Source organism: Nonomuraea spiralis (assembly GCF_014648435.1).
GTDB classification, from domain to species: domain Bacteria; phylum Actinomycetota; class Actinomycetes; order Streptosporangiales; family Streptosporangiaceae; genus Nonomuraea; species Nonomuraea spiralis.
Genome location: NZ_BMRC01000005.1, coordinates 535683 through 547402 on the forward strand (window position 1 = coordinate 535683; position 11720 = coordinate 547402).

Below are 11720 nucleotides of genomic sequence, written 5' to 3' on the forward strand. Positions count from 1 at the left end.
CAGATGTCATACATGTGAGCATCGTCGCGACGATCGAGATGGACGCGTCGGCCGACCTGCGTGACCTGCACGCGTGGTTGACCCAGGATCACGAGCTGCGGGCCTGGGTGGAGCTGGTGGAGAGCCCGCCGCCGGACGGCGCGCTGGGGCCGGTGGCCGATCTGGTGCAGATCGCCGTGGAGTCGCCGGAGGTGGTGGCGGGGGTGACCAGTGTGATCATCGCCTGGCTGCGTTTCCGGCGCGGCGACGTGAAGATCAAGATCAGGAACACCAGGTCCACCAGTCAGGTCGACGTCAGTGTGACCCGGGTGAAGGCGCTCGACGGCGCTCGTCTGGGCGAGCTGATCGAGCAGATCAAGCGGGCGATCAGCGGAGAGCCTCCCGCCGAGCTCCCCCCTGACGGCGGGGCCGGTGGATGAGCCGCCGCTGCTGCTGTCGGCGGCCGACGCCCGGGTGCTGCTGGTCGGCACCGGCCGCCATCAGCAGGCGGCCAAGCTGGGCGACGTACCCGCGGTGGCGCGGACGGTCGCGGACCTGTCGGACGCGCTGGTGGAACGGGCCGGTGTCGCTCGGGAGGCGATCACCGAACTGATCGACCCGGACGACCCGCGCACGCTGGCCGACGCCGTCGACCGGTTCAGCCAGGGCCGGCCGGACGTTCTGTTCCTCTACTACGTCGGCCATGGGCTGATCGGTCCGCAGCACACGCTCCACCTGGCCACCAGCCGGACCGTCGACCTCACCAAGGGGTCGGCCACCTACCAGGCGCTGCCCTACCAGGAGGTCTACGACCTGCTGTCGCGCAGCCGCGCCCGGCTGACCATCGTGGTGCTCGACTGCTGCCACGGAGGCATGGCCGAGGCGTGGCCGGGCAGCTATCTGCTCACCGCGACCAGCCGGGAGGATCAGGCCTGGGCGGTGCCGGGAGAGGAGCACACGGCGTTCGGCGGGGCGCTCATCCGGGTGCTGCGCGAAGGCGATCCGGCCGCGCCGCCCGTGCTCACCATCGAGGACGTCTACCGCTGCCTGACCCGCGCTCTCGACGGGCGTCCTCGGCCGCACCGCGTCGCGGCCGACTCCGGCGCGCGCCTGCCCTTCGCCGTCAACGCCGCCCGGCCGCGTCAGGAGCGTGCGCTCTCCGCCGTCGCGTCCGGCGGGGACGAGCACTGCCCCTATCCGGGGGTCCGCCCGTTCGGTGTGGACGAGGAGGCGTTCTTCTTCGGCCGCGACGATCTGACCGGACGGCTGATCGACCGGTTGGAGCGGCGGGACGGCGTGCCGCTGCTGGTGGTCGGGCCGTCGGGGGCCGGGAAGTCGTCGGTGTTGCGGGCGGGGTTGCTCAACGCGTGGGGCGCGCGACCGTACATGATCATGAAACCGGGGGCGGAGCCGCGCGTTCCGGGTGGTGTTCCGGACGGCGGGCTGCTGGTCGTCGACCAGTTCGAGGAGGTCTTCACCCTCTGCGCGGACGAGCCGCGCCGCCGCGCCTTCGTCGCGGATCTGGTGCGGCTCTGTGACCGCGCCCATGTCGTGCTCGGGCTGCGCGCCGACTTCTTCAGTCACTGTACGGACTTCACCGAGCTCGTCCCGGCCCTGCGCCACCCCGAACCGGTCGCCGCGATGACCGAGGAGCAGCTGCGCGAGGTCATCGCCAAACCTGCCCTGGCCACCGGACTCACCCTGGAGGACGGCCTGGTCGGCCTGCTCCTGGAGGACGTGGCCTCCGCAGGGATCTCCCTGCCGCTCCTCTCGCACGCCCTCTTCGCCACCTGGCTCCGCCACGCCGACGGCGTGCTCACCCTGCGGGCGTACCGCGCGACCGGCGGCATCGCCAGCTCCCTGGCCGTGGCCGCCGACAGGGTGCTCGACTCGTTGCCGGAGGCGGACCTGCGCATCGCCCGCACGATCCTGCTCCGGCTGGTAAGGCTCGGCACGGGCACCGAGGACACCCGCAGCCGGGTGCCCATCGGCGAACTTCCCGGCCGCCACGTGCTCGACGTCCTGGTCGAGGCCCGCCTGGTGACCGTGGACGAGGACAACGCCGAAATCGTCCACGACGCGCTCATCCGCAGCTGGCCCCGGCTCCGCGGCTGGATCGAGGCCGACCGTGCCGACCTCACCGTTCAGCACCGGCTGGCCGACGACGCCGCCCAATGGAACGCCGCGGGGCGCCAGCCCGGCTACCTCTACTCCGCGCCCAGACTGGCCGCCGTCGGCCCGGTCCGCGACCGTCTCGCCGACGAGACCACCCTGAGCGCGACCACGCTGGCCTTCCTGCACGCCTGCGACCGGGCGGTCGCGCGGGCGGCCCGAGTCCGGCGTACGGTCATCGGCCTGCTCGCCGGGCTGACCGTACTGTCTGTGGCGGCGGCGGGCATCGCCGTCGTGTCGGCGAACACCGTGGCCGCCGAGCGGGACAACACCCTCTCCCGGCAGTTCGCCCAGACGAGTGCCGACCTGATCCAGACCGAGCCGGAGTCGGCCCGCTGGCTCGCCGCCGAAGCCTGGCACCTCGCGCACACCCCGGAGGCCCGGTACAGCCTGTTCAACGCGCTGGCCCACCCGATCAGGATCGTGCTCAACCCTGGTGTGCGGACCAACGCCGCGGTCTTCAGTCCCGACGGGCGTCTGGTGGCCATCGGGACCGACACCGGCGCCGTCGAGTTCTGGGACACCCGTACGTATCAGCAGGTGGGGGAGACCATCGACGCCCACGACCGGCCGGTGAACGCGCTGGCCTTCCGCCCGGACGGCCGGGTCGTGGTCAGCGCCGGTGCTGACGGAGTGGTCCGCCGCTGGTCGGTGCCCACCGGGAAGCCTGTGGGCGGCCCGATCGACGTGGGTACGGGCCAGCTCTTCGACGTGGCCTTCGGCCCTCACGTGCTGGCCACGGCCGGTGAGGACGGAGCCGTACGCCTGTGGGACGACCGTACGGGTGCGCCGACGGGCGCCGCGTTCGTGGGCGGCAGTCCCGTCAACGCGCTGGCGTTCAACGGGACCGTACTGGCCGGAGGCGACCGGAACGGCACCTTGAGGCTCTGGGACGTGGCCACGCACAAGACCATCGGGCGGCCTCTCGCCACGAAGGGAAGCCCCGTCACCGATCTCGCCTTCCGTGACCGAGCCCTTCTGGCCACGTACGCCGACGGGTACCTCCGGACGTGGGACGCACTCCGCCTTCGTCCGATCGGTCAGGCCCGGCAGGTCGGAGCCGTCAAGTTCAGCGCGGACGGCCAAAGTCTCGCAGTACCCTCGGACCGTCTCATCGAGATCCAGGACGGACTCTTCCGTACACGGGCCAGAATTCCGGCGAGCGCCCACGATCCACTGGGCTTCGACTCCAGTCCGGACGGCCGGACGTTGGTCACCGCGACCATCGACGGCAGCGCCCTGTGGCGTATCGACACCCATTACCCGCGCGGTGCTCCACTCGCGGTCAGCGACCAGCGGATCACCGCAACGGCGTTCAGCCCCGACGGGCGCCTCCTGGCGACGGCCGGTGCCGACGTCCGTCTCTGGGACACCACCACCTGGAAAGAGACCGGCCGGCTGACCGGCCACGCGAAACAGGCGACCGGGCTCACCTTCACCGCCGACGGTCGGCGCCTGGCGACCGTCGGCGACGACGGCACCCTCCGCCTCTGGGACGTGTCCACACGCCGGCAGATCGGGCAGCCCTTCTGGGGGCACAAGGGGTCGATCGTCGCCGTGGCGGTGAGCCCTGATCAGCGCACGCTCGTGACCGTGGGCGCCGGCGATTCGGTACGCCTCTGGAGCACGGCCACCCACCGAGAGGCGGCCCCGGGCATCGCCGGGCCCTCCGAGTCGTTCGACGACGTGGCCTTCAGCCCCGACGGACGCAGGTTCGTCGTCGCGGGAAGAACGATACGCGTGTTCGACGCGCACACCTTCCGCCCGCTCCTCACGGTCGACGCCCGCTCGTTCCCGGTGATCAGAACCGCCTTCGACGCCGACGGCAGCCGCCTGGTGACCGCCGGCGCCGACGGAACCGCCCGGATCTGGAAGGTGGACGGGTCCGGCCTGGTGGCGGAGGGCGAACCGCTGACCGGCCACACCGGCCGGGTGTTGTCGGCGGCCTTCGGCCGGAGTGGTCAGGTGGTCGTGACCTCGGGGGCTGACGGCACCACGCGGGTGTGGGACGTCACCACGCACCGCCAGATCGGCGCGTCCCTGACCGGCCTCCCCGGTGAGGCCCAGACCGTGGCCATCGACCCCGGCGAGACGACGGTCGTCACCGGGGACGCCAAGGGAAACATCCACCGGTGGGAAGTCGGCCGCTCGGCCGACCCGTTCGCCGACGTCTGCCGGATCAGCCGCCGGCCGGTCCTCGACGGCCGGGTGGACGACCGCCGGCTCGACATGACATTCGAAGAGGTCTGCCCTGATGAAGCCACGTCTCAGCCCTCTCGCGGCCTTGCCCTTGCTGATCGTGGCGGGATGCTCGGCACCGCCCGCCACGTCGGCCGCCTCCCCGCCCCGCCCGTCTCCGACATCGACGGAGAGCGCGCCGGTCACCCTGTCGGGACAGGTGCGCTCCGTCGGCGCCCTCTTCCGGGTCTCGAAGGGCGACACGGTGCACTGCGCGGCGACCGCCGTACAGTCCCGTAGGCAAAACCTGATCATGACCTCGGCACGCTGCCTCGTCGACCTGCGCACCCGCAAGAAGCACGAGGACCTGGTCTTCATCCCGCAGTACCATGACAAGATCGCTCCACGCGGCGTCTACCTGCTGAAAGACCTGTTCGTCCCGTCAGGTTTCCTGGACGACACCAGCGACCCCGCCTACGACTACGGCTTCGCCACCGTCTACAACGGCGCCGGCTCCCACCCGTCCGGCCGCGCCGTGGACCTGGGCCCCCTCGGCAGCAACGTGCCCACCCAGGGCCTTGCCTGGAACCGCCGCATCGGCAGCAAGTACCACGCCTTCGGCTACCCCCGGACCTCCACCGGAGAGCCCCGGCTCTTCCCCGGCAGCGCTTTGCAGTGGTGTGAGGGCCCCTCCGGCCGGATGTCCGGTCATGAGGCCCTCACCATCAAGTGCCGCATCGACCGCATGGCCTCCGGCGGTCCGGTGATCGACGATTTCGAGCAGCGCCGAGGCATCGGCAACGTGGTCGGCGTCGTCAGCGACCTTCTCGGCGACACCCCCGGCAACCGGCCGGACGGCCTGGCGTTCGCCTACTTCAACTCCCAGTTCGCCTATCTCTACGCGAAGGCCGCCGCCCGTACCACTGGACAGCCCGATTTGGCCGCCATGAAGCCCATCCTCGACAAACTGCACCTGAAGCCGGATTGACCCGCCGAGCGGGAACGGCTCGAGGCTGTGCTCACCGGGTGACCGCTCCCACGTTCCCGGACAAAACGCCCACGGAACGCTCGCCGACCCCCGCCGTCGTGCCCGTCGCCAGGTCGTACAGCATCGCGATCGGCACGCCGCTCTTGTACCGGTCCGGCTCGTACACCCTGAGTTGCACCAGCACGTGCTCGTCGAGCATCCCGACGCACCACTGCGCGTCGCACTGCACCGCCCGTCCGACGCGGTCATGACGCTCTCGGGGCCGGTCAGAGTCGGCGCGGCCCGTTCAGGCGCCGGACCAGAGGGCGGTGAGCAGGGCGTTCAGCCGCTCCGGCGCCTCGACGTGCGGGTAGTGGGCGCTGCCCGGCACCTGCTCGTGCCGGGCTCCGATCCGCTCGGCCGTGACCCGTGCGCAGGCCATGAGAGGTACGCCGCCGCGTTCCCGGTACGGCCCGGGGGCGTCCTCCCAGGTGCCCGAGACGACCAGCTTGGGGAAGGCCGCCGCCCGCAGCGCCGGCAGCGGGAGGCCCGCCTCCCAGCAGACACGTTCGCGCAGTGCCGTGGCGGCCGCGCGCAACCGCCGATCGCCCGTCTCCGGCTCCGGCGTGCCGGCCGAGCCGGCGGCGGCCCGCAGCCACTCCTCCGGCGTCAGGCCGGGAAGGTCGGGAAGGTCGGCGTAGGCGGCGCGGTTGGCACGCAGCGCCTCGGCCACGGCGGGGTGGTCGGCGGCCGCCTGGTAGCAGCCTGGCTCGATCAAGGTGAGCGAGCGCACCGCCTCCGGCCTGCGCGCCGCCGCGATCATGGCTCCGACGGCGCCGTAGGAGTGGCCGACCAGGTGCGCGCCCGCGCCGAGGAGTTCGGCGACGTCGTCGGCGTCGGCCAGGTAGTCGCCGGGGAACCTGTCCCCGGCGTCCGGGCTGCCGCCGCAGCCCCGGCGGTCCATCAGGAGCAGGCGGAACCGGCCGGCCAGCGGGCGTTGCGCCGCGAACCCGTACACCGGGTCGTCGCCCCAGCTCGTGGAGCCGTGTACGAAGACCGCCCGCGGCCCGGACTCAGGGCCGAGCGCGGTCACGTGTACGTCGCCCGGCAGCGGGCCGTTCGCTCTGAACAGCGGGGTGGGGATGGACATCCGACTCCTCCTTAAACAGTGTTTAATAGCCTTGAACGTTGTATAAGGCAGTCGGAAGGTGACGTCAAGGCGGGTAGGGTGATCGCGTGCCGTCGTCAGAGTCCTCCGGCGGGTCCGTGTGGCTGCGTCCCGAGCGGCCGCCGCGCGACCGCCGGCTCACCCGCGGGCGGATCGTCGACGTGGCGGTCGCCGTGCTCGACGCCGAGGGTCATCGCGGCCTGTCCATGCGCCGCGTCGCCACCGAGCTCGGGGTGACCGCCGGGTCGCTGTACTGGTACGTCGACACCAAGGACGACCTGCTGGAGCTGGCCCTCGACCGCGTGCTGGCCGAGGTCCGCGCCGGCGCCGGCACGTCCGACTGGCGTGACGGCCTGGCCGCGCTGGCCCGCAGCAACCGAGCCATGCTGCTGCGCCACCGGTGGGCCCTGTCCGAGCTGACCGTCAGGCCCAACCTCGGCCCCAACGCGCTCGCCCTGGCCGAGACCGGGCTGCGCCTGCTGGAGCGTGCCGGGTTCGCCGGCCCCGACCTCGACGCCGCCATGGCCGCCGTCAACGACCACGTGGTCGGCGCGGTCATCGCGGAGGCCGCCTGGCGCGACACGCTGGCCCGCATGAGCGGGACCGGGTCCGGCTGGGACGAGCGGGCGGCCGAGTACCTGCGCCAGGCCGCCGAACGCCACCCGACGCTGGCCGGCCGGATGGCCGCCACGGGCGAGATCGACGTCGAACGCGAGAGCGAGCGGCGCTTCGCGTTCGGCCTCGGCTGTCTCCTGGACGGCCTCGCCGTCCGGTGCGCGACCCCGTCCCCGTCATAGCGCCGGGGCGGGCGCGACTCCTGGTGGCCGGTCACGCAGAAGCGGCGCTCGATCAAGGTGCCATGATCAGGCCCTATGGACGTCGATGGCTTCTGGGCACTGGTCGAACGCTCCGCGCAGGAGACCGTCACCAAAGAGGAGAGGGTGGGCCGGCTTCGAGTCGTTCGCGTACGCGGCCTGCCAGGCGTACGAGCGGGTCATGGGGGACGACACGGCCCACCCGGGCGAAGCCGTCCAGGCACGCGGAATCACCAGCGTCTTCCCCTTCCTGAGCCATCTCGCAGAGCCCGAGGACGAGCCATGGGAGTTCAGCGACAGGGCCGAGTACACACGCCGGCTCCCCGGCCTGGCCCGCCGCTACGGCATCACCGACGAGCCTCAGGAGCACGACAAGCCGAGCCCCGCCCGCATCCGCCGCACCCCTTGGCCCTACGGCCCGGCACGGGGCGGAGCGTGAGGGTGTCCGGCCTGTTGGCAGCTCGAAGGTGCTCAGCGCAGTACGGCAGTCAGCAGGTCGGCGCCCAGCGTCGTCAGGTCGGGGAGATTGAGGGTGTAACGGACGTAACGACCGTGCCGCCGGGACGTGAGCAGGCCCGCGCGGCGCAGGACGGCGAGGTGGCGGGAGACCTCCGGGGGCGAGAGTTCCCAGGCGTGGGCCAGCTCACCGGTGGTGTGCGGGCCGCGGGCCAGGGTGCGCAGCAGCCGTAGCCGTACCGGATGGGCGAGTGCCTCCAGCCGTAGCGTCACCGTTTCCAGGGACACCGGCTCCGACGGACTCGCCTCGGCCACGGGGTACTGAACCACCGGCTGCCATCCGGGCGCGTGGACCACCACCAGGTGCGGGCGGCCGAAGACGCTGGGGAGGAAGGTGACTCCGGCACTGTCGGCGGCGGTCGCGTTGTCCTGCAGCTTGTCCACGATGATGCAGTTGCCGTCCGGCGCCAGGGCGATCGCGCCGGAGACGGACGCGAGTGCCGCCCCGATGCCCTGGCGCTTCAGCAGGTCGTTCTTCAGGCGCAGGTCGGTGGCGAGTTGCACGGCGACGCCCGCCCAGGCGGCGTCGAAGAAGGCCTCGGCGCACTGTTCGAGGGTGTGGCGCACCCGCGCCCGTACGGCGGCCGGGTCCGCGAGCAGCCGTTCCGCGAAGGCCTCCTGAAGGGGGCCGCGGGCCTGGGCCAGGTCGAGGGCCCGGTCGCGTGCCGTCGCGTCGGCGAGCGGCGACGGCGCGGCGAAGTGGACCCGGTTGCTGCCGCACGTGGTGATGAGCGCGGCAGTCACGTAGGTTTCGTCGTCGATCCGGTCCACGTCGTCCAGTTCCTCGGCGAGGGTCGGCCGAGGACGCGCGGGGACCAGAAAGTCGGCTCGTGAGGAACGCCAGAGGAACTCCGCCTCCCGCAACCGCTCGGCCAGCTCCGGCCGCAGCCCGGCCCAGACGTCCCCGGCCCAGCCGGCGAGTTGCGGGTGATGCCCGGGTTCGGCCAGCACGTGCAACATCGCGGTCAGCTCGGCCAGCGGGGAGGCGGCGAACCGCAGCCGCCCGGACGGCAGCCCGCCGATGTCGATCCTCAACGTCATCCCCTCATCATCGCTGGTCGGATGGCCGACGACCGCGTCGATTGACGGTGTCCGTCAACTGACACGGTCGAGCCCGGCGGCCGAACGCACTGTTGACGCCATGGCAACCACCACCAAGATCCGGCCCCGTGCCCTCGTCCGTGCCTCCGGAGGTCCCCGCTATGCCGTCGCCCTGGCCGTGGACGCGCTCGGCACCGGTCTGTTGCGGCCCTTCCTGCTGCTGTACGGGGTGACGGTGCTGGGGCTGTCCGCGCCGGCCACCGGCATCGCCATGACGGTCGGCGTCGTCATGGGTCTGGTGTGCATGCCCGCGGTCGGCCGATGGCTGGACCGGGGCGCACGCAGTACGGTCGTGGCGGCGTCGATGCTGGTACGGGTGCTGGGTGTGGCACTGCTGCTGGCCGCCCCGACGGGGCACGTCTGGCTGTTCGGGACGGCGGCGCTCTTCCTCGGCATCGGCAACCAGGCGTGGCCGGCCGCCCACGCCGCCCTCGTGGCCACGGTCGCCCGCGGCCGCGAACGCGACGCCGCCCTCGCGGGAGGCCGCGCGCTGCGTAACGCGGGTCTGGGCGTGGGCGCCCTTCTCGCCACCGCATGCCTGGCGGGGGGCACCACCGCGTTGCAGGCGCTGGCCGCCGTCACCGGGGTCGCCTATCTCGCCGCGGCGGCTCTGGCGTGGTCGGTGCACGTTCACGCTGAGCCGGCCGCGGCCGCGGACAGGGACGCCGAGCCCGCGCCTCGGATGCGCGCGCTGCTGGGCGCCAACGTGATCTACGTCTTCTGCCTCAACGTGCCCGAGATCGCGCTCCCTCTGGTGCTGGTGACGCAGATGCACGCCTCTCCGGTGTGGCCGGCGGCGATCTTCGTGGCCAACACGGTGCTGGTGGTCACCCTCCAGGTTCCGGTCACCGTCCTGATGTCCCGTTTCTCCCGGCGGGCCGTGCTGGCTCTCGCCGGCGTGGTGCTCGCCGCCTCCTACCTCGGCTTCCTCGTGGCCACCTCACTGGGCGGCGGCTGGGGTGCCCCGGCCGTCGCCGTGGTGTCCGTGGTCTGCACCATCGGCGAGATCATCTACGCCGGCAGCGCCACCGCGCTCGTCACCGCCCTCGCCCCGGCCCGTCTGCTGGGACGCGCCCTCGCCCGCTTCCAGCTCTCCACGGGCTTCGGCCTCGCCGTCTCCCCGGCGGTGATCACCGCTCTCGCCTCCCACGGCCCGGCCGCCCTCTGGGGCAGCCTCTCCGCCGCGACGCTCCTGTCCGCCTCAGCCGTTGCCGCCGAGAAGGATCAAAGGACGTGATCTACATTGTAAAGGCGCTGGCATATGACTAAAAGCCGCCGACCAGCCCTACCACGCACGCGGGTCCAGGACGAAGACGGGGATCACGCGGTCGGTCTGCTCCTGGTAGTCCGCGTACGTCGGAAACGCGGCGACCGCGCGCTCCCACCACTCGGCCCTCTCGTCCCCGGCAACCTCACGCGCGGTCATGTCCTGGCACACGGCGCCGTCCCGGAGTTCCACGTGCGGGTCGGACCTGAGGTTGAAGTACCAGTCCGGATGACGCGGGAAGCCGCCCTTCGAGGCGACGGCCGCATACCGTCCCTCGTGTTCCACGCGCATCAGCGGGATCTTGCGAAGCCTGCCGCTGCGCGCGCCGCGCGTCGTGAGAATGACGACGGGCAGGCCTGTGTCCCAGAGCGTCGTTCCCTGCGTGCCGTCCGAACTCTCGTACAGCTCGACCTGGTCGCGTATCCACTGAGCCGGACTCGGCCCGTACTCGTCTTCGAGCGGCATGGTGGCCATCCCGTCGTCGTTCGCGGACTGTGCCGCACAGTCCAGCCGTTCCAATCGTAAGTGCTGAAGACCGTTGCGCCCGAGGAACAGCGGTGGTGGGGGCCGCCTTCGCCTACCGGAGGGGGCCGGTGGTCGGCGGCGCGCTGTTCTGTGTCCATCGCGATCTCAGCCAGCTCATCGTGGCGCGTCTGGAATGTTCGCGCCGTTCGCGCAGGTGGGGTGCGTGGTCGGGGCCGGGGAGCGTGGCGGTGTGGGTCCAGTAGCTGCCGAGTGCCACGAGGAAGGCGTCCACCTGCAGGGGATCGGCGTCGCGTCCGGCGGGACCGGCAAGGAAGATCTTTTGCGGGTCGCGTGCCCCGAGGTCCGACTCCATCAGCAGGCATACGACGTCCACCCATGCGGGGCCGGTGCATGCGCGTGACCAGTCGACCAGGCGGGCGGTGCCGTGGTCGTCGATGAGGATGTTGTCGAACCTGGGGTCGAAGTGCAGCAGCGTGTCTCCGGCGACGAGTTCGTCCCAGTGGAGTTCGAGGTCGGCGAGCGGGCGCAGGTGCTCGCGTTCCCACCTGCCGAGTGCGGCGGTGGACAGCGTGTCATACGTGCCGTCGCGCTGGAGTGCCCGCCATGTCTCGCAGCGGCCCGCCATGCGTGCGGCGAGGGTGGGGACGCCGGTGACCGGCGACGGCGTCAGCGCCTTGGCGCACGCCTCCAGCATCGTCAGCGCGGCTGCCAGTTCGTGGTCGAGCCATGGCTCGTGCGGCAGCGCGCCTGGCGCGAGGTCGAAGCAGCGCAGCAACCAGCCGTCCTGTTCCAGGCCGAAGCGCAGCTTCGGTGCGGGTACGGCGGCGGGAAGCTGTGCGGAGACGCCGATCTCGGACCGGTGGTCGTCGACGGCGTCCGGGCCGGCCGGGATCGCCTTGACGAAGACCTTCTCGCCGTTGGCGAGAGTGGCGACGCCCGCGATCCCCGATGAGAAGCCGCCCTGCCGGTCCTCGACCTCTCGCACCGGGGACCCCAGGCGCCGCTCGACCTCGTGTCTGAGCGCGAGGGGAGCCTCGGTCCATGCCTGTCGTGCCGTTCGCATGTCCCCAG

General features: G+C 71.9%; 11 protein-coding genes. 6 read left to right on the forward strand and 5 right to left on the reverse strand.

All coding sequences use genetic code 11. The features are described from left to right. Positions 1-14: 14 nt before the first annotated feature. From IEZ27_RS15460 to IEZ27_RS15470, 3 genes are read left to right on the forward strand one after another with little or no spacing between them, the layout of a single operon-like run. The gene (locus tag IEZ27_RS15460; protein ID WP_189647818.1) at positions 15-419 is read left to right on the forward strand and encodes an effector-associated constant component EACC1; all 405 of its coding nucleotides are present in this window, start codon (positions 15-17) and stop codon (positions 417-419) included. Then, the gene (locus IEZ27_RS15465) at positions 412-4629 is read left to right on the forward strand and encodes a caspase, EACC1-associated type (RefSeq protein ID WP_189647819.1); all 4218 of its coding nucleotides are present in this window, start codon (positions 412-414) and stop codon (positions 4627-4629) included. The genes IEZ27_RS15460 and IEZ27_RS15465 overlap by 8 nt, the downstream gene beginning before the upstream one ends. A 13-nt stretch (positions 4630-4642) precedes the next feature. Further along, positions 4643-5317: a CBS domain-containing protein gene (locus IEZ27_RS15470; RefSeq protein WP_189647820.1), complete on the forward strand. Its 675-nt coding sequence runs from the start codon at positions 4643-4645 to the stop codon at positions 5315-5317. A gap of 31 nt (positions 5318-5348) precedes the next feature. On the opposite strand, the gene IEZ27_RS15475 is transcribed toward IEZ27_RS15470, so the two are convergent. Together IEZ27_RS15475 and IEZ27_RS15480 are read right to left on the reverse strand one after the other, a co-directional pair. Next, positions 5349-5516 carry a hypothetical protein gene (locus IEZ27_RS15475; RefSeq protein WP_189647821.1) on the reverse strand — a complete coding sequence of 56 codons (168 nt, stop codon included), beginning with the start codon at positions 5514-5516 and terminating at the stop codon, positions 5349-5351. An 87-nt stretch (positions 5517-5603) separates the two neighbouring features. Beyond that, a complete protein-coding gene (locus IEZ27_RS15480; protein ID WP_189647822.1) occupies positions 5604-6446 on the reverse strand; it encodes an alpha/beta fold hydrolase in 843 nt (280 codons plus the stop codon). Between the two features lie 86 nt (positions 6447-6532). Between IEZ27_RS15480 and IEZ27_RS15485 the strand changes: the two genes are divergently transcribed. Together IEZ27_RS15485 and IEZ27_RS15490 are read left to right on the forward strand one after the other, a co-directional pair. Next, on the forward strand, positions 6533-7261 hold the full coding sequence (locus IEZ27_RS15485) for a TetR/AcrR family transcriptional regulator (protein ID WP_189647823.1): 729 nt from the start codon (positions 6533-6535) through the stop codon (positions 7259-7261). Positions 7262-7460: 199 nt separating this feature from the next. Then, positions 7461-7718 carry a hypothetical protein gene (locus IEZ27_RS15490; protein WP_189647824.1) on the forward strand — a complete coding sequence of 86 codons (258 nt, stop codon included), beginning with the start codon at positions 7461-7463 and terminating at the stop codon, positions 7716-7718. A gap of 32 nt (positions 7719-7750) precedes the next feature. Here the strand turns inward: IEZ27_RS15490 and IEZ27_RS15495 are convergent, their stop codons facing one another. After that, positions 7751-8836: a helix-turn-helix domain-containing protein gene (locus tag IEZ27_RS15495; RefSeq protein WP_189647825.1), complete on the reverse strand. Its 1086-nt coding sequence runs from the start codon at positions 8834-8836 to the stop codon at positions 7751-7753. Between the two features lie 100 nt (positions 8837-8936). Here IEZ27_RS15495 and IEZ27_RS15500 point away from each other — a divergent pair, with 100 nt between their 5' ends. After that, the gene (locus IEZ27_RS15500) at positions 8937-10133 is read left to right on the forward strand and encodes an MFS transporter (protein WP_189647826.1); all 1197 of its coding nucleotides are present in this window, start codon (positions 8937-8939) and stop codon (positions 10131-10133) included. A gap of 48 nt (positions 10134-10181) precedes the next feature. On the opposite strand, the gene IEZ27_RS15505 is transcribed toward IEZ27_RS15500, so the two are convergent. Continuing rightward, a complete protein-coding gene (locus tag IEZ27_RS15505; RefSeq protein WP_189647898.1) occupies positions 10182-10628 on the reverse strand; it encodes a nitroreductase family deazaflavin-dependent oxidoreductase in 447 nt (148 codons plus the stop codon). Positions 10629-10740: 112 nt separating this feature from the next. Continuing rightward, a complete protein-coding gene (locus tag IEZ27_RS15510) occupies positions 10741-11712 on the reverse strand; it encodes a phosphotransferase (RefSeq protein WP_189647827.1) in 972 nt (323 codons plus the stop codon). Positions 11713-11720 lie beyond the last annotated feature (8 nt).

Bases quoted from the DNA above. Each gene is read 5' to 3' on its own strand.
- IEZ27_RS15470 (WP_189647820.1), top strand. From the start codon at position 4,643: ATGACCTCGGCACGCTGCCTCGTCGACCTGCGCACCCGCAAGAAGCAC.
- IEZ27_RS15475 (WP_189647821.1), bottom strand. From the start codon at position 5,516: ATGCTCGACGAGCACGTGCTGGTGCAACTCAGGGTGTACGAGCCGGAC.
- IEZ27_RS15480 (WP_189647822.1), bottom strand. From the start codon at position 6,446: ATGTCCATCCCCACCCCGCTGTTCAGAGCGAACGGCCCGCTGCCGGGC.
- IEZ27_RS15490 (WP_189647824.1), top strand. From the start codon at position 7,461: ATGGGGGACGACACGGCCCACCCGGGCGAAGCCGTCCAGGCACGCGGA.
- IEZ27_RS15495 (WP_189647825.1), bottom strand. From the start codon at position 8,836: ATGACGTTGAGGATCGACATCGGCGGGCTGCCGTCCGGGCGGCTGCGG.
- IEZ27_RS15500 (WP_189647826.1), top strand. From the start codon at position 8,937: ATGGCAACCACCACCAAGATCCGGCCCCGTGCCCTCGTCCGTGCCTCC.
- IEZ27_RS15505 (WP_189647898.1), bottom strand. From the start codon at position 10,628: ATGCCGCTCGAAGACGAGTACGGGCCGAGTCCGGCTCAGTGGATACGC.
- IEZ27_RS15510 (WP_189647827.1), bottom strand. From the start codon at position 11,712: ATGCGAACGGCACGACAGGCATGGACCGAGGCTCCCCTCGCGCTCAGA.